The following is a 23,414-nucleotide window of genomic DNA, read 5'->3' on the forward strand; positions in this document are numbered from 1 at the left end:
TCTGCATCATTTTTTTATTGCAAAAATTTCTAGCTCTCACACCGCACAATATCGATGGCTCCGCTATACTAAGCGGCTTGCAATTGTATTGAGTTCGCATGTCTCTGTTTTCTTTCTCTGAAGCCCTCTTAAGCTGGTTTGATCTTCATGGTCGACATGACCTGCCTTGGCAAGTCGCAGATAACCCGTACCAAGTTTGGGTCTCCGAGATTATGCTGCAACAGACACAAGTCAAAACCGTCCTGCAATATTTCGAGCGTTTTATCGAGCGCTTTCCCACAGTTGAAGATTTAGGGCGTGCCTCATGGGATGATGTTGCTCCCTATTGGGCAGGCTTAGGTTACTATGCCCGCGCGCGCAACTTACACAAAGCCGCTGGCATTGTGGCACAGCAAGGTCATTTCCCTCGTAACTTGGAAGAATGGATGGCGCTGCCTGGCATTGGTCGTTCCACCGCTGGCGCACTGATGTCCTTGGGACTGCGCCAATATGGCGTGATTATGGATGGCAATGTGAAACGGGTTTTGGCACGCTTTTATGCCATTGAAGATGACTTGAGCAAACCTATCCATGAGCGTGCACTGTGGCAATTGGCTGAACAATTGTGTCCAGAGCCACGTAATCATGATTACACTCAAGCGATAATGGATTTAGGGGCAACCATCTGTACCCCGAAAAAACCATTGTGTTTGTATTGCCCGATGCAGCAACACTGCAAAGCCCATCAACAGGGACTCGAAACCGAACTGCCGTATAAAAAGCCCAAAAAAGCAGTTCCTGTAAAATCTGCACAAGTGATGGTGTTGCAGTGCCAAGATCAATGGCTATGGCTACAACGTCCCAATTCAGGTTTATGGGGTGGGTTATGGAGCTTGCCGATCTATGAAGAGAGTGCGCAACTGAGTCAAACCACGCAAATGCTGGGTTTAAAAGCAAACAGTAAACGCACGCAAATTTCGCATAGTTTTACGCATTTCACATGGCTGCTAGATGCCATCTGTTTCCACGTGGAACCTGAACAGCAAGAACATATTGCCATCGAACTTTCAGGCACTTGGTACACGCCACAAAAAGCTACACAAATGGGGCTGCCTACTGCCATGAAAAAATTGATCTCTGCCTTAGAGATATGACATAGTCAGGAACTGAAATTTTAGCGTCTTGAAAATCACAATAACGAAAGGGATAAATTGTGCTTCGTCATTTTGCGATTACCAGTTTGACTATCGGTCTAATAACCCTGACCGCCTGTACCTCGACACCCAAGAAGACAGGCTCAGTGCTTCCACCCTCAACGGTACAAGAGCTGCAACGTATGCCGCTCAAATCAAACCTCCCCATCCCTGTACAAAATATTAGAGCCAAACATCTGAGCGACACATGGGGCGCTTCACGCAGTCAGGGGCGTCGACATGAAGGCATCGATATCATGGCTCCACGTGGAACAAAAGTGTATAGCACCACGGATGGCTTAATTGCAGACTTACGCGATAACAATTTGGGTGGTAAAGTAATTTGGGTGTTGGGACCTAGCGGTTCGTGGCATTATTATGCGCACTTGAATGAGCATAAACGTGGCTTATCCGTTGGAGATTTCGTGAAAAAAGGCGATCTCATCGGCTATGTAGGTAACACGGGCAATGCCCGACATACGGCGCCACATTTACATTATGGAATTTATTTAGCAGGTAAAGGTCGCGGTGCGGTCAATCCTTTTCCATATTTACGTTAATTTTTTAGGAAATACACATGTCTGAAGTGTTGATGAATCGTCTGGTTGAATTTGCAGAATCAGGCAATCAACAAAAAATTGTGGTTGCAGGACAAAGCTATCAAGGCTGGATCATGGAAATTACTGATGATGCCCTGTTAATTAGTACAGGTTTTGCAGACAAGTCAGGCAAAGATTTCTGGATTTCGTTTAACGACTTACAACAAGCCGCTTTATCCTACTGGGACAATAAAGCAGATCAATGGGTGGACTTCACCTTATAAACTGAAAATAAGATAGAGAGGAAGAATGACAAAACAACGCTGTGGCTGGTGTACCGAGGATCCTCTCTACATTGCCTACCATGATCATGAATGGGGGCAGCCTGTACATGATGAACAACATCTGTTTGAAATGCTGTGTCTTGAAGGACAACAGGCAGGACTGTCATGGATTACCGTGCTGAAAAAACGCGAAAGTTATCGCCAGCATTTTTTCCAGCATTCCATTCAACACATTGCAGAACTGAGCGATGCCGAGCTGGAAGCCAAATTACAAGATGCTGGGCTGATTCGACACATCGGTAAACTGCATGCGATTCGCGATAACGCACGGGCTTGGCAGAACCTGAAACAAGAACATGATGTGGTGGAGTGGTTATGGAGTTTTGTCAATCACACGCCTATTTTGAATGCGGTACCTAACTATAAGACTGCACCTGCACAAACGGACATTAGCCAGCAGATGTCCAAAGCCTTAAAGAAAAAGGGCTTTAAATTTGTTGGTCCCACCACCTGTTATGCCTTTATGCAAGCCGTGGGCATGGTCGATGATCATGAAGACTGCTGTCCAGCCAAGAACACTGCAACCCAATAAAACACGATAAAAAAATTGAGGATGTCACCATGAATAACAACCTGATCAATAGCTATGCTGCCCTGCAACAAGGTGAAGCATTGATACCGTTTCAATTTGATGCAGGGGAACTGCTTCCCCATCAAGTTGAAATTAAAGTGGAATATTGCGGGCTTTGTCATTCAGATCTTTCGATGATTGAAAACGAGTGGAACAATGCAGTTTATCCAGTGGTAGCAGGACATGAAGTAATTGGTATCATTGCCCGTCTTGGAACTGAAGCCAAAGGGCTGGAGATTGGTCAACGTGTCGGGCTAGGCTGGACCGCGGAAAGCTGCCAATATTGTGATTCGTGTGTAGCAGGACAACCCGTGCTGTGTACAGGTGGCAGTACTGCAACTATCGTGGGTCATGCAGGGGGCTTTGCCGATAAAGTCCGTGCCGCATGGCAATGGGTGATCCCCTTACCTGATGATCTCGCGCCTGAAAATGCAGGTCCATTACTCTGTGGTGGCATTACCGTATTTGATCCTTTACTCAAACATCAAATTCAAGCTACGCATCATGTCGGTGTGATTGGCATTGGCGGTTTGGGACACATCGCGATTAAATTACTGAAAGCATGGGGCTGTGAAATTACTGCCTTTACTTCAAGTTTAGACAAGACCGATGAACTCAAAGCCATGGGCGCAGACCATGTGGTGAATAGCCGCGATGTGGATGCGCTTAAAACTCAGCGTGGAAAATTCGATCTGTTACTGAGCACCGTGAATGTCACTCTAAATTGGCCTGCGTATATCAGTACGCTAGCACCGAATGGCACAATCCATCTGTTAGGAGTGCCATTAGAGCCTATCCAGTTGAATGCGGGCAGTCTGATTAGTGGCGCAAAGTCGATCACAGGCTCCCCAACGGGTTCACCTGCGGCTTTACGCCAACTGCTCAAATTCGCTGCACGGAAAAATATTGCACCGCAAATTGAGTTATTCCCAATGTCACAACTGAATCAAGCGATTGAACGCTTACATTCAGGCAAAGCCCGTTATCGGATTGTACTTCAAGCCGACTTTGCATCCAGCACAGCATGATGCCCTAGTTGTTGCCGCACCCAATCCGCCAGACACAAAATTGCTTGGCGGATTTCTAAGGATAATTCATGCCCTGCATTTAAGCGTATGCAATTTTTATAGCGCTGCTCTTCCCCAAATACAATGCCTGGCACAATACTAATGCCTTGCTGCTGTGCATAGCGGTAAATGTGCAAACTGTGAATTTGATCGGGTAACTGAAGCCACAGGGCATAGCCGCCTTTGGGCTGATTCAAACGAATCTCGATTCCTGAAAATGCCTGAATCAAAAATTGCCGATACTGTTCGACTTGCTGCATTAAATTAGGTTTCAAATGATTCAGATGTTCTCGATAAGCGCGACTGTAAATCAAATCCGCCAGTCCCAATTGCAAAGGCGTATTCACCGCAACATGCCGTGTGAGCAATTGTGCACGTAAATGCTGTAAGCGAGATGGTATACAAAACCAGCCGACCCGATACGCGGTTGATAACGATTTTGAAACCGAACCACAGTAAATCACGTACCCCTCTCGGTCCCAGTATTGAATCGGCAAAGGTCGCTTTAAATCAAAACTGCATTCGGCATAAATGTCATCTTCAATCACATAGCATTGATATTTCGCGGCTAACTGGGCAATTTGTTCTTTCTCAGCAGGACTTAAGCAAAAGCCCAGCGGGTTTTGAAAATTGGCCGTGAGCAGGCAGGCTTTTGCCCCCGAGTGTTGCATCGCCTGCTCCAGCCGCTGCAAATCAAAACCATTGGCATGTGCAGGAATTTCCACAATTTTACGATTTAGGCTCGCCAGTAGTTGTAACTGCCCATTAAAATTGGGCGTCGGCACAATAATACTATCGCCTTCTTGGGTCAGGGTTTGAATCACCACCGACAACGCGGGCATACAGCCATTACTGATATAAATCTCTTCAGGGGCAATATAGATGCCATCTTCCGCCCAATGTGCTGACAACGCCTCCCGCAAACGACGATGCCCCTGTTTGTCGCTATACAGAAAATCTTCAGGCTTGCTGTGTTTTAAAGCCCGCTGAATGGAGCGGCGTAATGCCTCCACAGGTACCCAATTCGGTGACAGTTGAATCGAACCGAGATGAATCATTTGGTCATGAATCGAAGCTTCCTGAATTTCAATTTGCAGTTCCAAATTGGAAACTTCACGTGCCGTGCTGGCAAAGTCCGCATGTTGAGGTAGTGCCACTGCCAAGGCTTGCGGCTGCACAAAATAGCCAGCTTGTGGTTTTGCCGCAATCAAACCTTGCGCTTCTAATAATTCATAGCAACTTTTAGCAGTATTCAGACTGACCTGTTGTAACTGGGCAAACTGACGTAAGGAACTTAAACGTTGCCCTGCTCCCAATTCCCCTGCATAAATTTTCTGCGCCAACTGGTGCGCCAAATCACGATACTGGATGCCCATCACTGTACTCATTTTTTAAAATATTTTGTATCTGTAACCAAGAGTACACCCTGCATATGCTAGCCGTACAGTTTATTTTTTATCAGGGGGAAACAAAATGTACCGTCTCAGCATCCTCACTCTTACACTGGCAGTGGCTGCCTGCCAACCCACGACCTCGGTTCAGCAACAGCAGCGCGATTTTATTTGTCAGTCTTTAATTGAAGGTTATTTAAAAGCCTCAGGACAACAAAATTTTGAGTTATGGCAGAAGCGCGATGTGCAAGATACGGTCATCCCACAGCGTCTGTTTAGCTACCAATCAGGTTCAACCCGCACCACCTTGATTGGCGAGACGCCGCTGAAAAAATTACAGTTTGTTTGTTGGAACAATACACAGCATTTTGCCATTGCGCTGCACGATCAAAATGCTCAACCACGACAAGCCTTGCTCACCGTGCAGATACACCTGCCGCAAGCTAAAGATAAATGGCAAGCTTCTGTGCTAAAAACTCAATAAATAGACGGACCCGTTTCGGCAAATGCTCTTGTTGATAATACACGGCATGGATGTTTTGGTATTGCAGTTCAATCTGATCTTCAAACAATGCCTGCAACCGCCCCGTGTTTAAATCATCCTGCACCAAGAAACGGGACAAACAGGTAATGCCCGCCCCATGCAATGCCAGTTGGCGTACTGTTTCACCATTCGACGCTTTGATTTTTGAATGAATATTTAAATGCTGCCCCTGATATGACAGGGGCCAAATATTTAAATGCATCGGTTGAGTAAAACCGATTAATGCATGCTGCAATAATTGTTCGGGCTGATTCGGTACGCCATGGTTCGCCAAATATTCTGGACTCGCCACAATATACAGACGACTACGACAGAGTAATTTGGCATGTAAGCTAGAATCATTTAACTCACCAAAGCGAATCGCCACATCGGTTTTATGTTCCAGTAAATCAATAATCTGATCATGATTATTCAGCTCAATCTCAATCTTTGGATATTGCTGCATAAATTCCTGAATCAGCGGCACAATCACCTGCAATACAAATGGTGTGGCGGAATCGACCCGAATTAATCCCGAAATATCATGATCGGATTTTAATAATGCGTCTTCAGCTTCAGTCAAATCATTCAAAATCTTGCGCGATTTTTCCAGAAACAGCTGCCCTTCTTGCGTCAGGTTCAGCTTGCGCGTGGTGCGTTCCAATAAGGTCACATTCAGTTTGCTTTCCAAGCGTTGCAAGGCACGACTGACGCCGGATGTGGTTTGCCCCAGTTGCTCGGCAGCTTTGACAATCGAGCCACTTTCGACAATCTGGACAAAGGCATTCAATTCTTCAATGGTCGATTTCATCGTGATTTTATGGATGATTACTCAAGGATATTGTGTGAATTCTTCGATTTTTCTACAACAGTTTTTTCCACAAAATAGCCCTTATCTGACAAATCTCGATTGAGAAAAATATGATTGTTCCCCAAAGGGCTATACACTTTTTACTTAACGGGTACAACCATCAGGTCTGCAATCCAGCAATGCCCGAAGTCCTGAACACTGTGAGCACCGCCTAACATTCCTTAACGTAAGATCGTAGGCAAAACCGCGTAATTCCGCGGTTTTGCCAGTTCCGCTTTCATCTTCAGCAGCATTTGATAAGGTTGCTGTTCGACAAACAGATTCACCGCACTCAGAGGAATAGAGCCTTCAGGGTCGGCATAACCATAGGTCGAAACTTTCACTTTCTGCTTACTCAGTTTTTGGAAGGTCCAGTCTCCTTCATAACGGGTTAAACGCACATAGTTCGGATTCAGCGGATAACCTTGCTCTACGGCTTTGTTTTGAATATGGATCATCCCTTGAGCATCTTTACTCATTTTCCCTTTCACCACCAAATCACGGTCTTTTAAAGGAAATGGAAAATCTAACACCATATACAACAGAAACTCACCTTTGCTGTCATCTCGGGAGAGCACCTTGACACTACCCATATAAGGCACCCATTTAGGTGCTTGCTCCACATCTAAAATCAGGGCTGTGGCCTTTTCAATCGGGACATCAAAATACGTTTCGGCTTTATACAACACCACAGGATTGGCGTTGTTTTGGTAGGTCCAGACCTTAATATTCTGTTTGTTAATACTAAGTTTGGCATTGTCGATCGACTTTGCCTGTGCTGTAGCCAACAAGGCTACAGCACAGCAAGTCATTAATTTTATTTTCATTGAGTGACGCTTCTTATTTTAATTTTATGCAGCAGTTTTGCAGTAACAGGGCTAAGCCTTAGACCTGAATATCATTAAAACCCAGTACATCTTTCATGTCATATTTACGTGCTTCACGACCAACCACCCATGCAGCAGCACGGACTGCGCCAGAAGCAAAGTTCATACGGTTGGTGGCTTTATGCGTGATTTCAACACGTTCGCCTTCACCAATAAACATCACGGTATGTTCACCGACGATGTCACCACCACGAATGGTTTGGAAACCAATGCTTTGACGCTCACGTGGACCCGTATGTCCTTCACGGCAATACACCGCATCTTGCTTCAAGTCACGACCTAAAGCATCTGCAATGGCTTCACCCATCATTAAAGCAGTACCTGATGGCGCATCAACTTTATGGCGGTGATGCGCTTCGATCACTTCAATATCCACTGTATCACCAAATACTTTTGACGCCAGTTCTAAAAGTTTGATGGATACATTCACGCCCACAGAATAGTTGGCAGCATAAACGACTGGTGTTTGGGTTGAGGTTTCATCCAGCAATGCTTTCTGTTCATCATTCATCCCTGTGGTGCCAATCACCATCGCCACACCCGCTTCACGGCAAAGCTTCAAGTGCTGTTCGGTAGCAACAGGGGCTGTAAAGTCAATCACCACATCACAGTCTGGCAGTACTTCCTGTAAGCTACCCACGATCTTCACGCCAATATTGCCAATGCCCGCAAGTTCACCCGCATCAGAACCAACTAAACTACTTTCAGGGCGCCCAACCGCAGCCGCCAATTGATAGCCCGCTTGTTGTACCGCTTGAATCAAAATGCGACCCATACGACCGCCTGCACCCAATACCCCAATGCGTGGACTTGTAGACATAATCCGTTCCTAATCTCGAATTTAAAATTGCCTTTACTATATCAAAACTCTGCAATGAGACTAAGTTATGAGCTGGATTTTTCGCAAAAAACTTGTTTTGGCTCAAACATACACGTTGCAGCCATGATTCAGCCCCAAGATTGAGTGAAGAATGAGATTAAAGTCTGGGTTTAGATTGAAAAAATCCTTAAAAATGAATTTGAAGGCTCTGCTTTTTCACACAACTTTCATCTTGCTTACGCAGACTAGCCGACACGAATCATCAAGAAATAACAATTGTAAGGAGACTTGCCATGCATTCGAAAAAAATAACACTTGCACTACTTTTCACGGCACTGACTGCACATGTTTATGCAGAACCTGCAGTTCAGTCTGGGGACAGTGTAGACAGTTTGGCTGGGGTGAAAATCATGACCACGGTGAATGGCCAACCGGGTAGCCTTGCCGAACGTATGGCTGGCAACAAAACCCAAGCTGCGGTTGAAGCCACTCAGGTTTCTGCGGAAATGGTTAGTGTCGATGCCATTGATGCTCCGCTTGCACAATAAGTACCGACATAAAAAAAGGGCATGTGAAACATGCCCTTTTTTATTCATTCGAACTTAGTCAAACAAGCGATCGAAGAACGATTTTTTCTTTGGAGAAGAATGGCTGTCTTCACCATCCATTGTCACTTGTAACTCTTTCAACAATTCACGTTGGCGAGCCGTTAAGTTGACTGGAGTTTCCACCACAATACGGCAAAGTAAATCACCCTGCATACTGGTACGTACAGGTTTTACCCCTTTACCACGCAAACGGAACATTTTGCCAGTTTGTGTCCCTTCAGGAATTTTCAAGCTGACGCGACCTTCAAGGGTCGGAATTTGAATCTCTTTACCCAACGCAGCATCGGCAATGCTAACAGGCACATCCATATACAGGTCTGCACCATCACGTTGGAAGATTTCGTGTTCACGGACGACCACTTCAACGTATAAGTCGCCAGATTGGCCATCACGGATGGCTTCACCTTTACCACTTAAACGTACGCGATCGCCATTGTCTACGCCCGCAGGAATAGTTACTTCTAGCGTTTGCTGGCGGTCAGAGACACCTGAACCATGACATTTCTGACATGGGTTCTTAATGATCTTACCTTGTCCACGACAAGTACCACAGGTTTGCTGTACCGAGAAGAAGCCCTGTTGCATACGCACTTGACCTGCACCATGACAGGTTTTACAGGTTTCAACGTCATTCGGATTTTTAGAACCTTTACCATCACAGCTTTCACACGGTGCTGGTGCAGTAAAAGTAATGGTTTTTTTCACCCCTTTTACGGCTTCTTCAAGCGTCAGTTCCATCACATAGCGTAGGTCGGAACCACGGCGCTGACGTTGCTGACCACGACCGCCACCACCAAAAGCACCACCGAAGATGTCACCGAACTGACTGAAGATGTCTTCTGCACTGAAACCGCCGAAGCCACCACCGCCGCCGCCATAACCACCTTCAAACGCACCATGTCCCATACGGTCATACATGCTGCGTTTTTCGCTGTCCGAAAGAATTTCGTAAGCTTCAGAAGCTTCTTTAAATTTATCTTCAGCTTCAGGATTGTCTGGATTGCGGTCCGGATGATATTTCATCGCCAACTTACGGTAGGCTTTTTTAATTTCATCATCACTAGCGGTTTTAGCGACACCTAAAACCTCATAATAATCACGTTTAGCCATGTCTGGCGATGCTCCTCACGGAAATTCATTTCATACTGAATAATGCTCTGAAATTGGGGGTGAAACGTGATTTTACAAGGGCAAAATGCTAAAAAAATTATAAATTTTAGAAAACTGCTTTATTTTTTAGAAACTTAGAAAGTCCCTTAATCCAAGCATTGAGCAGATATAAAAAGGCTATCAGGGCAAACACCACGCCTGCAACCGTACAACCCGTAACCCATAACGCACTATTCCAGGTGAAGAAACACAGCGGAATAAACCACAGTGCTGCAAACAGGCTTAAAACGGTATAAATGATAATGTTACGCATGACCCAAAGGGCTTGGGCTTGTAACCAGACTTCAGCATTGTCGACTTGGGCAACTTTGCGGGCAAACCAATAGGCAAAAATCCCGCTAATGACGGTAAACAGTGCCAAAAACATGAAGACATAAGAAATCGCGATAGAGCGGCGATACTTGGTTAAACTGTCTTGCTTCATGTGCGATTAAACCTCATTACTACATCTGTGATTTTTTTAATATGTAGCAAAATTCCTAAGCTGAAATTTAATAAAAATATAAGGTGCTACTATATTGAAATTTTCAAACTTTCGCACCTCAAATTCGCAAAATATTTTGTACTAACTGGTCTTTTTGACCTTAAACCATTGTGCATACAAGGCAGGTAAAAAGAATAGTGTGAGCAAAGTCGCAACTATGAGTCCACCCATGATTGCCACCGCCATCGGTCCAAAGAAAATACTACGAGATAAAGGAATCATCGCCAGCACTGCCGCCAGTGCAGTCAACAAAATAGGGCGGAAACGGCGCACAGTGGCTTCAATAATCGCATCCCATGTATTTTGACCTGCAGCACGATCCTGTTCAATTTGATCAATCAAAATCAGTGAGTTGCGCATGATCATCCCAGATAAAGCAATCGTGCCCAACATGGCAACAAAACCAAAAGGTTTATTGAACAACAATAAGAACAGCACCACGCCAATCAAACCCAGCGGTGCGGTCAGCAAGACCATAGTCGCCCGTGACATACTTTTCAGTTGAATCACCAACAAGGTCATTACCACTGCCAAGAAAAATGGCATGCCTGCATTCACCGACTTCTGTCCACGTGCCGATTCTTCCACAGTGCCGCCGACGTCTAACAGATAACCTGCTGGCAATTGTGCACGCACCTGTTGCATCTTTTCAGATAACTCTGCGACGACGGTGGCAGGTTGTAGCCCTGTGCCAATATCTGCGCGCACGGTAATGGTTGGTAAACGGTTACGATGCCAAATTAATCCTTCTTCAAAGCGATAGGCAATTTTGGCAATTTGTGCCAAGGGCACAGAAGTACCCTGAGCGGTCGGTACCGCCAAGCTGGCAATTGACTCCACACTTAACCGTTCCGCTTCTTCGCCACGCAAACGGATATCAATAAGCTCACGCTTTTCCCGATAAGGATGTAACACCGCCCCTTGAATGGAACTGTTCAAGAAGTTGGCAAGCTCGACACTGGAAACTCCCATCTGACGGGCTCGATCCTGATCAATTTGTAATTCAATGATTTTACTCGGCTCCCCCCAATCGAGATGCACATTGCTGGTATTGGGATTGTCATCAATGACCGCCGCGACTTGATGCGCCGACTGACGCACAGTCTCTAGGTCTTCCCCTGAAATACGGTACTGGATCGGATAGCCCACAGGCGGACCATTTTCCAGCAAGGACACACGAGTTCGCACATGCGGTAATAATACGCGAATTTGATGCTCTAGTGCCTGACGAATCTCATCGCGATCCTCCAAAGAAGCGGCCAAGACCACAAACTGAGCAAAACTGGCTTGCGGTAATTGCTGATCTAAAGGCAGGTAAAACCGTGGTGATCCCGTGCCGACATAGGCGACATAGTTTTCAATCCCTTGCTGCTGTGCAAGGAACTGTTCCACTTTTTTGACCGCTGCCTCGGTGGCTTTTAACGATGCCCCTTCTTCCAGTTTTAAATCCACCAAAATTTCGGCACGATTTGACGGCGGGAAAAATTGCTGCGGCACCAGCTTAAACATCAGCACGGACAGGACAAACATGCCCAGCGTTGCCGCAATCACGGTTTTACGGTAAGTCACGCACCAGTTCACCCATGCGCGAAAGCGCTGATAAAACTTGGTCTGATAGGGATCATGTGTTGTGCCATGTAATATGACTGGCTGCGGTTCGGGTTGCTTTCTGAAGCGTGCCCACATGCGTTGATACCAAGCGGCTTGGGTTGGCTGCTGCTGAAAATCGGGTAATAACTTATCGCCCAAATATGGCACGAACAGCACTGCGGCAAGCCAAGACACAATTAAGGCAATGCTCACCACCTGAAAAATCGAACGGGTATATTCCCCCGTACTGGATGCTGCGGTGGCAATCGGCAGGAAACCAGCAGCAGTAATTAAGGTGCCTGTCAGCATCGGAAATGCCGTGGTTTTCCATGCAAAACCTGCCGCCTGCAAGCGGCTATAGCCCTGTTCCATACGGATTGCCATCATTTCAATGGCAATAATGGCATCATCCACCAGTAAACCGAGGGCTAAAATCAGGGCACCAAGGGAAATTTTATGCAACCCGACATCAAACAGATGCATGCCTGCAAAGGTCATTGCCAGCACCAGTGGAATGGAAAATGCCACCACCAAGCCTGTACGAAAGCCCAGAGAGAAGAAGCTCACCAGCAAGACAATAATCACCGCCTCTGCCAGCACCTTCATAAATTCATGCACACTGCGTTCAACCGCGACAGGTTGATCGGAAACTTTTTGCAACTGCATGCCCAAAGGCAGACTTTGCTGCAAGGTCGCAAACTCGGTTTCCAAGTGCTTACCCAAAGCCAGAATATCCCCGCCTTTGCGCATAGACACTGCAATGCCAATGCCATTTTCACCCTTGAAACGCATCCTTGGCTGGGCAGGCTCGCTAAAACCACGATACACGTCAGCGACATCACCCAGTTGAATGGTTTGACCATTCACCAGCAAAGGCATTTTTTTTAGTTCATCCACACTGTGCAGCTGACCACTGACCCGAATCTGAATGCGGTCGCTCTGGGTTTCAAAATAGCCTGCACTGGCCATGGCATTTTGTTGCTGCAAAGCTTGTTGAATGGCACTGAGCGGAATCCCAAGCTGAGTGGCTTTGGTATTGGACAGATCAATCCAGATTTTCTGGTCTTGCAGCCCGATCAGCTCAACCTTTCCAACATCTTTCACTCGCTGTAATTGCAGTTGCAGGCGGTCAGCATATTCTTTTAACACTGCATAATCATAGTCTTTGCCTGTCAGTACATAGATGTTGCCAAAGGTATCGCCAAACTCATCATTAAAGAATGGACCTTGCACATCACTCGGCAGCTCATGCCGCATATCATTGACTTTTTTGCGCACGTCATACCAGACATCGGGAATCTGTGCCGAACGCAACGAATCCTTCGCCACAAAGGTCACCAACGATTCACCTGGACGGGAATACGCCATGATGCGTTCATAATTGCCGGTACTCATCAGCTCCTTTTCAATCCGATCGGTCACCTGTAAAGACACTTGCTCGGCCGTAGCACCTGGCCAGTAGGTCTGTACCACCATAACTTTAAAGGTAAAAGGAGGATCTTCACTTTGTGACAATTTGGAATAAGACACCATCCCCACGATGCCCAGTAGAATCATGAAATACAGGATTAAGCCTTTATTTTTCAGCGCCCATTCCGACAGGTTAAAATTCATGATTTTGCTCCTGTCGCAGACTTGCTGCCAGACAGTTGCACGGCACGATTTTCACGATCAATCGGATGAATTTTTTGCTGCTCACGTAACAGGTGCACGCCTCCTACCACCACATAATCTTCAGGCTGCAAGCCCGAAAGCACAGCTACGCTGTCACGTCCATAGGTCCCCAAGGTCACCTGTACTTTATGCACGCGTGAATCAGGACGAACCACCCAAACATAAGCCTGTTGCCCATTTGCAGAAACACTGGAGAGCGGTACGCTCAAGCCATGAGTTTGCGGCGTACTGAAAAAGACCCGTGCACTTTGCCCCAACTGAATCTCTGGGTGATTGCCTTTCAATGCCACTTTGACACTAAAAGTACGGGACTGATCTGCTGCAGGTGAAATCTCACGCACGTAGCCTGCAACTTGATCCTCTGGCTTCGACCACATGCTGATCAGTGCCTGCTGTCCGATGCTTAACTCACTGATGGCTTGTTCAGGCACCCCGATCAAGACTTCACGCTCACCATCCATCGCCAGTTGATAAGCCGCTTGCCCTGCCGCAACCACCTGCCCGACTTCGATATTGCGTGCCGTAATTACCCCGCTTTTGTCCGCAATCAGTTGGTTATAACGGGTCTGGTTTTGGCTCACCTCATAGTTGGATTGTGCCTGCTTCAAACTGGCTAATGCAGCTTGATATTGATTCAGCATGGCATCATATTGCGAGCGACTGACGGCGTTCATTGGTAACAATTGCTTAAACCGAGCCAACTCCTGTTCTGCCACTTTGGCTGCTGACTGGGCACTGTCCAGTTGGGCACGGGCAGCATTCAGTTGTAGCTGAGCATCTTTAACATCTAATTGAGCCAGCACTTGCCCAACCTGTACGCGATCTCCCACTTCTGCAAAACGTTGCATCACCTGTCCAGATACACGGAATGCCAAATCGGTTTGTTGCCGTGCTTTGACTTCCCCTGCATAACTTTTTTGCTCCTTAACGCTATTACTGGGTTGGGTCACCATCACCAAGGGTTGATGTTCGGTGGTTGCCTGCTCACGACTACAGCCCCAAAGGGTCAAACTGCATAAAATCATTAAACTGGTCATCAGGGTCTTCGCAGGCTTCATGTGCTGGTGCTCTTATCTAAAAGTCATTTTTAGGGCAAAATACTAAGCTGTTCTTTGAACAATTTTTAATTAATATACCATGCGGTACATTAATTAAAAGCCCTACTTGAAGTAAATGACTTTATTCACCTGAACTGGAAAATTTTGTGCAAATGAATGTCGGTCGGCCCAAAGACTTGGAAAAACATAAGCAAATTCTGCTTGCAGCCAAAAACCTGTTCCTGAAACAGGGCTATCATGGTTGCAGCATGAATCAGATTGCCAAAGAAGCGGGTGTCACTAAACTCACGATTTATAATCACTTTCAGGACAAAGCCAGTCTATTTACCTGTGCCATTGAACAGACCTGTGAATCCTTAATGGAAACACGTCCGTTTGAATTAACCGCAGACAGCCATTTTCTGGATGCTTTCGCCCAAACCTGTCAAATCGCGTTAAATATTGTGTATTTACCCGAAGCCGTGAAACTGGAGCATTTACTGATTGAACTGGCGGCTGAACAGAACCCGCTTGCCTTGCAGTTTTATAATGCCTCGCACCAAAAAATGTGTGATGGCTGGGAAGATTTCTTTCAGCAAGCCGCAGCACTGGGATTTATTCAAACAGCCGATGTGGAACAACAGCGCTTATTGCTGCTGTCTTTATTGCTGGGACTACGCCATTTAGAAATTCTGCTGGGTGTGCGTACTATTCCCACTCCACAGGAACAACAAGAGATTATTCAACAAAGCATTCAGCTGTTCATGCTGAAATATGCACCAACGACCTAATGGTCATTGCCGTGTCTGCCTGCGTTGGTCAGGCATCATCTAATTGCTAGTTTTATCGACAAAAGCTTGCGACTTTTGTCGTCCTGCCACTTGGCATTACGGCAAATCGAGGTATAGTCAAAAGAATAAGAACTGGAGAATGGAAAATGATTCAACAAATTGATGCTCCACTACGCGAAGACGTACGGTTACTTGGTAATTTATTGGGGGAAACCCTAAAACAACACGCCGGGCAAGATTTGTTTAATCAGATAGAACAAATTCGGGCACTTGCCAAAGGTGCACGTGACGGACAGGTCGAAGCCGAAAAACAACTCGAACAACTGTTTCTAAGTCTTGAAGATGAAGAAATTCTGCCTTTAACCCGTGCCTTCACGCACTTTCTCAACTTTGCCAATATTGCCGAACAGTACCATGTGGTACGCAGTCGTCGCCAAAGCGAATTTGATCCTGAAGCACCATCACCGAATCCACTTGATCATCTGTTCCAAAAATTTAAAGCGCATGAAGTCTCAGCCGAGCAGCTTTATCAACAACTGTGTGAACTAAAAATTGAATTGGTGCTGACTGCTCATCCAACCGAAGTCAGCCGTCGTACCCTGATTCAGAAATATGACGGTATTAATGACTGCCTGTTTAAATTTGACCAGCAGAAACTCACCCCACGTGAACGCCAAGCAGTTTTAGAAGACTTAAAACAACTCATCTGTTCTGCATGGCAGACCGATGAAATTCGTCAACATCGCCCAACGCCTGTCGATGAAGCCAAATGGGGCTTCACTACCATTGAGCAAACCTTATGGAATGCGGTGCCTAAATTCATACGTGAACTGGATGGCATGGTAGAAGAACATTGCGGACAGCGCCTGCCGCTACATGTTGCGCCTGTGCGTTTTGCTTCATGGATGGGCGGTGACCGTGATGGCAATCCAAATGTGACGCATAACGTCACGCAGGAAGTATTGTGGTTATCGCGCTGGAAAGCGGCGGATTTGTATTTACGCGATATTGAAGATTTACGCTGGGAACTCTCGCTGCAAAGCTGTAGTAATGAGTTAATGCAAGCCTTGGGTACGCCACATCCTGAACCTTATCGTGAATATTTACGTGACACCCGTGAACGCTTAAAAATTACGCGTGAATGGCTCGCAAAAAAACTACAAGACCCAGACTTAGCCTTAGATGACAGTCGAGTGATTAAAAGTAAAAACGAGCTATTACAGCCTTTATTACTCTGCTACCGCTCGCTCATGTCGTGCAACCTGCCCGAAATTGCCAATGGTAAATTGCTGGACTTTATCCATCGGGTGAATTGCTTCGGGATTGAATTACTCAAATTAGATATTCGTCAGGAATCAGGACGTCATCGCCAAGCCATTTCCGCCATTACCGAATATTTGGGACTGGGTAATTTTGAAACTTGGACGGAACAAGCACGTCAGAACTTTTTATTACAAGAACTACAAAGTAAGCGCCCGCTGCTACCGAAACATTTAAATGAACCTGAACAAAGCCTGATTTTGCATCCCGATGTTCAGGAAGTATTTGCCACCATGCGTACCTTAGCTGAACAGCCTGCGGAAAGCTTGGGCGCCTATATCATTTCCATGGCGGAATATCCAAGTGACGTGCTGGCGGTCTTGTTGTTACAGAAAGAAGCTGGGATTCAGCATCCTTTACGTGTGGTGCCTTTATTTGAAACGCTGAAAGATTTGGATGGTGCTGCAAAAACCATGCAAACCTTGTTTGATATGCATTGGTATAAACAGCATATTCAGGGCAAGCATGAAGTCATGATCGGCTATTCAGACTCAGCTAAAGATGCAGGCTTTATGTCCGCCAACTGGGCACAATACCGTGCTCAGGAAGAATTGACCGCGATTGCCAAACAGCATGGCATCCAACTGACTTTATTCCATGGTCGTGGCGGTTCGATTAGCCGTGGTGGTGCACCGACCCAACAGGCGTTGTTCTCACAGCCACCGGGTTCTATTTCAGGTGCCATTCGTGTCACCGAACAAGGTGAAATGATCCGCTTCAAGTTTGGACTGGAAGGTATTGCCCTGCAAAATCTGGAAATTTATACCGCAGCAACACTGGAAGCGACCTTACTTCCACCACCGGTTCCGAAAGCAGAATGGCGCGAACTGATGCACCGCATGACTGATCTTTCAGTGCAGGTTTATCGTCAAACGGTACGTGAAAATCCGCATTTCGTGAAATATTTAAGAACCGTGACCCCTGAACTGGAACTGCAAATGTTGCCATTGGGGTCGCGCCCTGCAAAACGTAAAGTCAGCGGTGGGATTGAATCCTTGCGTGCCATTCCTTGGGTGTTTGCCTGGACACAAATTCGTTTGATGTTGCCTGCGTGGTTAGGTACAGGGGCTGCCATCAATCAAGTGATTGAGCAAGGTCATAAAGCCACTTTGGAAGAAATGCTGCAACAATGGCCATATTTCCAGACCTTAATTGATATGCTGGAAATGGTCTTGTCCAAAGCCGATAGTCATGTGGCTCTCTACTATGAAGCACACTTGACCCAAGATGAAGACTTAAAAACACTCGGAGCTGAATTACGCCAACGCTTGCAAGAAGCAGTAGGGACTTTACTGACCCTGAAAGATGAATCGAAATTGCTCAGCAGCAATGAAGTCCTGGATCAGTCGATGCGCGTGCGTAAACCGTATTTACTGCCACTGCATTTACTCCAAGCCGAATTGATGAAACGACGCCGCCTCTATCTGGCAGAACGCCAAGCTGAACATACCCCTGTCGATCATGCGCTCATGGTCAGTATTGCGGGAATTGCGGCAGGCTTACGCAATACTGGTTAATGCATTGATACAATATTGGACAGCCCAGCATAATGCTGGGCTGTCCAATATTGTAGGACTATCACCGACCGATTGGCAAAATCTATCTTGTGTAGTGCAATTTTCTGATTTTACAGGCATTGCAAAAAAAAAATTGAAAGATTGATAAAAAAAATTTATTGCTCATCAAAACCAGTAAATGTGATTTTTCGAACATAATTTATGGAATAATATATTGATTTCTTTTTAATTTAAAAATTACACTATTTTACCACTTGGTATAAAATCATTATAAATCATGCTTGTACTTAATTTAAAATTAAAAATCAATGATTAAATCACTCGAAAAGAAAGAGTATGATGTGCACAATTTATTTTTGAAGCGATCAATTTATGTCCGATTGGTTTCCCAAATGGCGTCCCTATACAGGCAGTGTTGAAGCGCGTCCTGTAGGAACGAATGAATATCTTCCCCCTGCACAAAGTGCCGTATTGGGTATTCAACATGCTTTTGCCATGTTTGGTGCAACAGTACTTGCACCTTTCTTGATGGGCTTTGACCCGAATCTTGCCATCTTTATGTCAGGCATCTGTACCATCCTGTTCTTCTTGATGACAGGTGGACGTGTTCCAAGTTACCTCGGTTCAAGTTTTGCCTTTATTGGCGTGGTCATTGCCGCAACAGGTTATGCCGCTTCGGGAACAGGGGCACCGAATGCCAACCTCGCGGTTGCGGCTGGCGGGATCATGGCCTGTGGTGTGCTCTACGCACTGTTTGGTCTGATGGTCATGGCAACTGGAACCAAATGGATTGAAAAACTCATGCCGCCAGTGGTAACAGGTGCGGTAGTGATGATTATTGGTCTGAATCTGGCACCAGTTACAGTCAAAGGCGTAGCCGGCAATACCTTTAATATGTGGATGGCATTGGTAACTGTCCTGTGTATGGGTTCGATTGCCGTATTTACCAGAGGCTTATTACAACGCTTATTATTATTAATCGGCTTGTTACTGGCGTATTTGATCTACTTTATTGTTTCAAATGTACTGGGTTATGGCACTCCAATTAACTTCACACCGATTCAGCAAGCGGCTTGGTTTGGTCTCCCAACCTTCCATTCGCCTAAGTTTGAAGTGAATGCAATGCTTATCATTGCACCTGTAGCGTTGATTTTAGTGGCTGAAAACCTAGGGCATATTAAAGCAGTCAGTGCCATGACAGGGGAAAATCTCGACCCACAAATCGGTAAAGCCTTTTTAGCAGATGGTGTGGCCACCACACTTTCAGGCGGTGTTGGTGCACCAGGCATGACCACCTATGGTGAAAACATTGGCGTGATGGCTGTTACCCGTGTTTATTCAACGATTATATTTGTGATTGCAGGTGTATTTGCAATTTTCTTAGGACTTTCACCAAAGTTTGGCGCGATTATTCACACCATCCCGACTGCAATTTTAACAGGCGCTTCAATTGTGGTGTTTGGCTTGATCACTATCGCGGGTGCGAAAATCTGGATCGAAAACAAAGTCGATTTCTCTAAAAATAAAAATCTAATGGTGGCAGCTGTGACCATTATTTTAGGCACAGGTGACTTTGCCCTGCAGTTCGGTAATTTCAATTTAGGGGGTATCGGTACCGCAACCTTTGCAGCCTTAATTTTGAACTGGTTCTTTAGCTTGAACGATAAAAGTGAATAATCCCGTTTAAATTTTATAGCAGCCTTCGGGCTGCTTTTTTATCGACTCTGTCTTACAAATGAATAATGTTCAGAGCTATTGATTGCCTTTTCTAGGGTGCAGTCAATTGAAATAGCCTAGCATTTTTCCCATCCTCAATCCCCCAAATCGAACCATCTGCGGCTTCCACCAGACCACGTATACGCTGCTGCATATCGATACGTTGTACTTCCTGCACAGGTTGCTGCTGCGTATCCACCACAATAATGGCTTGTGAAGACAGTCCACCAATCAAGGCTTTATTGGTCCATTGCGGAAATTGTGTTCCTTGATAAAACATCAAACTGGAAGGTGAAATCACGGGAGTCCAACTCAATTCAGGTGTCTGAAATTCGGGACGAGTCGAGTGATCAGGAATATCTTGCCCACTATAATGATCGCCATTCGACACTATTGGATAACCATAATTAGCAGCTTTACGAATACGATTTAATTCATCACCACCACGCGGTCCCATCTCGGCAACCCAAAGCTGTCCCTGCGGATCAAAAGCTATACCTAATGGATTACGATGCCCTAAACTCCAAATTTGTGCAGCAATATAACCTTGTGCAGCAAATGGATTGCCTTGTGCTGCTGAGCCATCCTCATTCAATCGAATGATTTTGCCCAGATTACTCTGCATATCTTGCGCAGGTTGAAACTTCTGGCGTTCTCCCGAACTGATCCACAATTTCCCAGCATCATCAAACAATAAACGATGTGCAAAATGACCTCGTCCAGAAACTTTGGGCAGCTGTTGCCAAATCGGCTTGATCTCTGTCAACCGAGGCTGATTCGATATAAGTTCATCTAAAACAGCACGAATCACGACAGCCCCATATCCTCCTTCACCCGCTTCGGCATAACTCAGATAAATCACATGGTTCTGCTTAAAGTCAGGATGTAACAGCACATCTCCCAAACCACCTTGCCCGCCATAAGCCACAGCAGGTACACCTTGCACCGCAATTTTCTGTCGTGTTTTGGGATTAAACAGCATCAGGCTTCCCGCCTTCTCCGTAATCAATAAACGTTGATCAGGTAAAACTGCTATCGCCCATGGTTCATTGAATTCACTGATCTTATTGACTTTAAATTGCTGCGAAATAGCAACTGTTGCATGGGCAGCATGCTGTTGATGTTCATTATTGTTGTTATTTTCTGCATGACATGCCGAAATTAAAACTGAACTCGATATACCTAGCCATAACCAAAGCCAATATTTAGAATTATTCATGACACCCTCAACGAAGGTTTTATTTTTATTTAATCTAACCAAACTCATGAGCAAGGAAAAGACAGAATATGTAGCCTGAACTTAAATTTATTACAGAGTCTTTGTCAGCCAAAGCGTACAAGGAATGCAGTAAACACGCCTATACCTTAGTCGTATTTCAGGTTAAATTGAACTCATACAGAAACAGGATGTTTCTTAGAATAACAATAAAGAGACGACAACAGGACGTTGAGGTATGACAGGAGTTTTACCTTTAATGAAATACGAAAAAGCCCCGATAGGATATCGGGGCTTTTTTATATCTATGCCTTTAAGAAACATATAAAAAAGAACCCCATTAAGGGGCTCTTTTCTCTAACCTAAACTGTTAACTATAAGACCCCTGTTTCGGAGCCGGATTTGCTACAGGTGCTTCAGCCACCACTTCTGCTTTCTCTACTTTAATCAAAGATACTGCAAAAGCGGCAATAATGGCAGGAATCGCGACGGCTATGAAATTCATTTTGTGCGGTAATTCCATACCTAACAACATCCCAATTACGATTGGACCCACAATCGCACCGACACGACCAATACCTGAAGCCCAACCTAAACCCGTTGAACGCACAGCCAGTGGATAATATTGCGCGACATAGCTATACAACAAGATACTACACCCGATCGAAGCTGCACCCGCTAATGCAACCAGTAAATAAATGACAGGTTGTGGTGAGTTGAAGCCTAAACCCACAAGTGCTAATGCACCTACAATCAACATGCTGATAATCACTGGTTTTAAATGGAAGCGATCCGCAAGAATACCACCACCCGCTGTACCAATTACGGCACCAATATTTAGTGAAAGCAAGAACATTAAGCTGCTACCCAATGAATAGCCCGCAGCCATCATCAATTTTGGTAACCAGCTACCTAAAGCATATACCATCAATAAACACATGAAAAAGCAGCACCAGAATAAAACGGTTCCCATACCACGACCATTCTTAAATAATGCTGCAACAGACGCATCTGGAACTTTCGCTTCATTCAATACCAAGACCGTTTTTTCAGTAACTGTTTCTTCAGGAACAAGGCGTTGAATAATATTACGTGCTTTTTCAGTTTGTTGTGCTTTCACCAAAAAAGTGACCGATTCTGGTAAGAATTTCCATAAAATTGGAATAAATAACAGTGGAATACCTGCAATAAAGAACATAATCTGCCAACCAAAAGTTGGGGTAAATGCTGCGCCTAATAATGCCGCCATGATCCCACCCATAGCATAACCGCTAAACATTGCCGTGACTAAGGTACTACGTACTTTTTGTGGCGCATATTCAGATGTGAGTGCTACCAAGTTCGGTAATACCCCACCAATACCTAGACCTGCAATAAAGCGTAAAATACCAAATTCAGTTGGGTTGGATGCAAAACCACCTGCAAAAGTAAAGCCACTAAATAAGGTGACACAGATAATAATCACTTTTTTACGCCCAATTTTATCGGCCAACATACCGAAAAACATGGCGCCAAACATCATACCAGCTAAAGCTGTACTGGCGAGCATTCCTGCTTGAACTGCAGTCATTCCCCACTCTTTCATCAATAGGGGTAAAGCAACACCATTAATGGCCAAATCATAGCCATCAAACAAGACTACGAATAAACACCACAAAACTACCGTTAAATGAAAGGGCCTAAATTTAGCCTGATCGATTACAGCATTTACATTCATTGTTGTCGCTGTCATTTTTACTCACCTCCAATTGTGAGACTTTATTGTCAACATACAATGAATAGCCATTCATTTTTTGTCTAAAACCTCAAGGGTATAAAAATATACCTATAAGGTATTCGACTTATCAAATGGAAGAATTTGTCAGTAACTTAAGAAGAAAAAGGATCATAAAATGTAGTTAAAACGTTACTATTATCGCAAGTCATAATAATTATTTATTTATAATCAGGTATTTAAAATTTAAAACACCAGCAATAAGACCAAAGATAACTTGCTTTAGATAATGTTAATTTTTATCGCATTTTTTCTTGTCATTTTTAATAAGCCATAAAAAAACACCCCCTTCTTAGTAGAAGGGGGTGTTTTTAGAATTAATGAGCTGGCGATGACTTACTCTCACATGGGTA

At 45.1% G+C, this 23,414-nt stretch carries 20 protein-coding genes; 10 read left to right on the plus strand and 10 right to left on the minus strand.

Going from position 1 to position 23,414, the window contains the following annotated elements; all coding sequences use genetic code 11:
• Positions 1-98 precede the first annotated feature (98 nt).
• From mutY to ahr, 5 genes are read left to right on the plus strand one after another with little or no spacing between them, the layout of a single operon-like run.
• Positions 99-1,133 carry an A/G-specific adenine glycosylase gene (gene mutY, locus MKI85_RS05110; RefSeq protein ID WP_241625614.1) on the plus strand — a complete coding sequence of 345 codons (1,035 nt, stop codon included), beginning with the start codon at positions 99-101 and terminating at the stop codon, positions 1,131-1,133.
• 59 nt (positions 1,134-1,192) lie between these two features.
• Positions 1,193-1,732, plus strand: a complete 540-nt coding sequence (locus MKI85_RS05115; protein WP_241625616.1) for a M23 family metallopeptidase — start codon at positions 1,193-1,195, stop codon at positions 1,730-1,732.
• A gap of 17 nt (positions 1,733-1,749) precedes the next feature.
• Positions 1,750-1,995 carry a hypothetical protein gene (locus tag MKI85_RS05120; RefSeq protein WP_161932825.1) on the plus strand — a complete coding sequence of 82 codons (246 nt, stop codon included), beginning with the start codon at positions 1,750-1,752 and terminating at the stop codon, positions 1,993-1,995.
• Positions 1,996-2,020: 25 nt separating this feature from the next.
• A complete protein-coding gene (locus MKI85_RS05125; RefSeq protein WP_241625619.1) occupies positions 2,021-2,587 on the plus strand; it encodes a DNA-3-methyladenine glycosylase I in 567 nt (188 codons plus the stop codon).
• A 29-nt stretch (positions 2,588-2,616) separates the two neighbouring features.
• The gene (ahr, locus tag MKI85_RS05130) at positions 2,617-3,654 is read left to right on the plus strand and encodes an NADPH-dependent aldehyde reductase Ahr (protein WP_241625621.1); all 1,038 of its coding nucleotides are present in this window, start codon (positions 2,617-2,619) and stop codon (positions 3,652-3,654) included.
• Here the strand turns inward: ahr and MKI85_RS05135 are convergent.
• A complete protein-coding gene (locus tag MKI85_RS05135; RefSeq protein ID WP_241625622.1) occupies positions 3,624-5,069 on the minus strand; it encodes an aminotransferase-like domain-containing protein in 1,446 nt (481 codons plus the stop codon). The genes ahr and MKI85_RS05135 overlap by 31 nt on opposite strands.
• A 97-nt stretch (positions 5,070-5,166) precedes the next feature.
• Between MKI85_RS05135 and MKI85_RS05140 the strand changes: the two genes are divergently transcribed.
• A complete protein-coding gene (locus tag MKI85_RS05140) occupies positions 5,167-5,568 on the plus strand; it encodes a hypothetical protein (RefSeq protein ID WP_241625624.1) in 402 nt (133 codons plus the stop codon).
• On the opposite strand, the gene MKI85_RS05145 is transcribed toward MKI85_RS05140, so the two are convergent.
• The 3 genes from MKI85_RS05145 to dapB form a co-directional block, all read right to left on the minus strand.
• The gene (locus MKI85_RS05145) at positions 5,528-6,418 is read right to left on the minus strand and encodes a LysR family transcriptional regulator (protein WP_241625626.1); all 891 of its coding nucleotides are present in this window, start codon (positions 6,416-6,418) and stop codon (positions 5,528-5,530) included. The two genes, MKI85_RS05140 and MKI85_RS05145, sit on opposite strands and share 41 nt — an antisense overlap.
• Before the next feature lie 221 nt (positions 6,419-6,639).
• Positions 6,640-7,284, minus strand: coding sequence for an START domain-containing protein (locus tag MKI85_RS05150; protein ID WP_241625628.1), 645 nt, complete (start codon positions 7,282-7,284; stop codon positions 6,640-6,642).
• A 58-nt stretch (positions 7,285-7,342) separates the two neighbouring features.
• Entirely contained in the window at positions 7,343-8,164 is an 822-nt protein-coding gene (dapB, locus tag MKI85_RS05155; protein ID WP_241625629.1) for a 4-hydroxy-tetrahydrodipicolinate reductase, read from the minus strand.
• Between the two features lie 293 nt (positions 8,165-8,457).
• On the opposite strand from dapB, the gene MKI85_RS16955 reads away from it, so the two are divergent.
• Complete coding sequence (locus tag MKI85_RS16955) at positions 8,458-8,712, plus strand: hypothetical protein (RefSeq protein ID WP_413351495.1); 255 nt, start codon at positions 8,458-8,460, stop codon at positions 8,710-8,712.
• Between the two features lie 54 nt (positions 8,713-8,766).
• On the opposite strand, the gene dnaJ is transcribed toward MKI85_RS16955, so the two are convergent.
• The 4 genes from dnaJ to MKI85_RS05180 form a co-directional block, all read right to left on the minus strand.
• Positions 8,767-9,882, minus strand: coding sequence for a molecular chaperone DnaJ (gene dnaJ / locus MKI85_RS05165; protein WP_241625631.1), 1,116 nt, complete (start codon positions 9,880-9,882; stop codon positions 8,767-8,769).
• A 106-nt stretch (positions 9,883-9,988) separates the two neighbouring features.
• A complete protein-coding gene (locus tag MKI85_RS05170; protein ID WP_241625633.1) occupies positions 9,989-10,366 on the minus strand; it encodes a hypothetical protein in 378 nt (125 codons plus the stop codon).
• Positions 10,367-10,507: 141 nt separating this feature from the next.
• Positions 10,508-13,630 carry an efflux RND transporter permease subunit gene (locus MKI85_RS05175; protein ID WP_241625636.1) on the minus strand — a complete coding sequence of 1,041 codons (3,123 nt, stop codon included), beginning with the start codon at positions 13,628-13,630 and terminating at the stop codon, positions 10,508-10,510.
• Positions 13,627-14,748, minus strand: coding sequence for an efflux RND transporter periplasmic adaptor subunit (locus MKI85_RS05180; RefSeq protein ID WP_241625638.1), 1,122 nt, complete (start codon positions 14,746-14,748; stop codon positions 13,627-13,629). Before MKI85_RS05180 ends, MKI85_RS05175 begins: the two co-directional genes overlap by 4 nt.
• Before the next feature lie 146 nt (positions 14,749-14,894).
• Here MKI85_RS05180 and MKI85_RS05185 point away from each other — a divergent pair, with 146 nt between their 5' ends.
• The 3 genes from MKI85_RS05185 to MKI85_RS05195 all read left to right on the plus strand — a co-directional run bounded on the left by MKI85_RS05185 (position 14,895) and on the right by MKI85_RS05195 (position 20,032).
• Positions 14,895-15,518, plus strand: coding sequence for a TetR/AcrR family transcriptional regulator (locus MKI85_RS05185; protein WP_241625640.1), 624 nt, complete (start codon positions 14,895-14,897; stop codon positions 15,516-15,518).
• 146 nt (positions 15,519-15,664) lie between these two features.
• On the plus strand, positions 15,665-18,355 hold the full coding sequence (gene ppc, locus MKI85_RS05190) for a phosphoenolpyruvate carboxylase (RefSeq protein ID WP_241625642.1): 2,691 nt from the start codon (positions 15,665-15,667) through the stop codon (positions 18,353-18,355).
• Between the two features lie 372 nt (positions 18,356-18,727).
• Positions 18,728-20,032: a solute carrier family 23 protein gene (locus tag MKI85_RS05195; RefSeq protein ID WP_241625644.1), complete on the plus strand. Its 1,305-nt coding sequence runs from the start codon at positions 18,728-18,730 to the stop codon at positions 20,030-20,032.
• A gap of 91 nt (positions 20,033-20,123) precedes the next feature.
• Here MKI85_RS05195 and MKI85_RS05200 read toward each other — a convergent pair whose 3' ends face one another.
• A complete protein-coding gene (locus tag MKI85_RS05200; RefSeq protein ID WP_241625646.1) occupies positions 20,124-21,290 on the minus strand; it encodes a PQQ-dependent sugar dehydrogenase in 1,167 nt (388 codons plus the stop codon).
• A gap of 367 nt (positions 21,291-21,657) precedes the next feature.
• The gene (locus MKI85_RS05205) at positions 21,658-23,019 is read right to left on the minus strand and encodes an MFS transporter (RefSeq protein ID WP_241625648.1); all 1,362 of its coding nucleotides are present in this window, start codon (positions 23,017-23,019) and stop codon (positions 21,658-21,660) included.
• Positions 23,020-23,414: the final 395 nt, after the last annotated feature.

The sequence above is a fragment of the Acinetobacter zhairuonensis genome, assembly GCF_022601715.1.
Lineage (GTDB): Bacteria > Pseudomonadota > Gammaproteobacteria > Pseudomonadales > Moraxellaceae > Acinetobacter.

Excerpts from the sequence above, each read along its gene's own strand:
- mutY (WP_241625614.1), top strand. The coding sequence starts at position 99 with ATGTCTCTGTTTTCTTTCTCTGAAGCCCTCTTAAGCTGGTTTGATCTT.
- MKI85_RS05120 (WP_161932825.1), top strand. The coding sequence starts at position 1,750 with ATGTCTGAAGTGTTGATGAATCGTCTGGTTGAATTTGCAGAATCAGGC.
- MKI85_RS05125 (WP_241625619.1), top strand. The coding sequence starts at position 2,021 with ATGACAAAACAACGCTGTGGCTGGTGTACCGAGGATCCTCTCTACATT.
- ahr (WP_241625621.1), top strand. The coding sequence starts at position 2,617 with ATGAATAACAACCTGATCAATAGCTATGCTGCCCTGCAACAAGGTGAA.
- MKI85_RS05135 (WP_241625622.1), bottom strand. The coding sequence starts at position 5,069 with ATGGGCATCCAGTATCGTGATTTGGCGCACCAGTTGGCGCAGAAAATT.
- MKI85_RS05140 (WP_241625624.1), top strand. The coding sequence starts at position 5,167 with ATGTACCGTCTCAGCATCCTCACTCTTACACTGGCAGTGGCTGCCTGC.
- MKI85_RS05145 (WP_241625626.1), bottom strand. The coding sequence starts at position 6,418 with ATGAAATCGACCATTGAAGAATTGAATGCCTTTGTCCAGATTGTCGAA.
- MKI85_RS05150 (WP_241625628.1), bottom strand. The coding sequence starts at position 7,284 with ATGAAAATAAAATTAATGACTTGCTGTGCTGTAGCCTTGTTGGCTACA.
- dapB (WP_241625629.1), bottom strand. The coding sequence starts at position 8,164 with ATGTCTACAAGTCCACGCATTGGGGTATTGGGTGCAGGCGGTCGTATG.
- MKI85_RS16955 (WP_413351495.1), top strand. The coding sequence starts at position 8,458 with ATGCATTCGAAAAAAATAACACTTGCACTACTTTTCACGGCACTGACT.
- dnaJ (WP_241625631.1), bottom strand. The coding sequence starts at position 9,882 with ATGGCTAAACGTGATTATTATGAGGTTTTAGGTGTCGCTAAAACCGCT.
- MKI85_RS05170 (WP_241625633.1), bottom strand. The coding sequence starts at position 10,366 with ATGAAGCAAGACAGTTTAACCAAGTATCGCCGCTCTATCGCGATTTCT.
- MKI85_RS05175 (WP_241625636.1), bottom strand. The coding sequence starts at position 13,630 with ATGAATTTTAACCTGTCGGAATGGGCGCTGAAAAATAAAGGCTTAATC.
- MKI85_RS05180 (WP_241625638.1), bottom strand. The coding sequence starts at position 14,748 with ATGAAGCCTGCGAAGACCCTGATGACCAGTTTAATGATTTTATGCAGT.
- ppc (WP_241625642.1), top strand. The coding sequence starts at position 15,665 with ATGATTCAACAAATTGATGCTCCACTACGCGAAGACGTACGGTTACTT.
- MKI85_RS05195 (WP_241625644.1), top strand. The coding sequence starts at position 18,728 with ATGTCCGATTGGTTTCCCAAATGGCGTCCCTATACAGGCAGTGTTGAA.
- MKI85_RS05200 (WP_241625646.1), bottom strand. The coding sequence starts at position 21,290 with ATGAATAATTCTAAATATTGGCTTTGGTTATGGCTAGGTATATCGAGT.
- MKI85_RS05205 (WP_241625648.1), bottom strand. The coding sequence starts at position 23,019 with ATGACAGCGACAACAATGAATGTAAATGCTGTAATCGATCAGGCTAAA.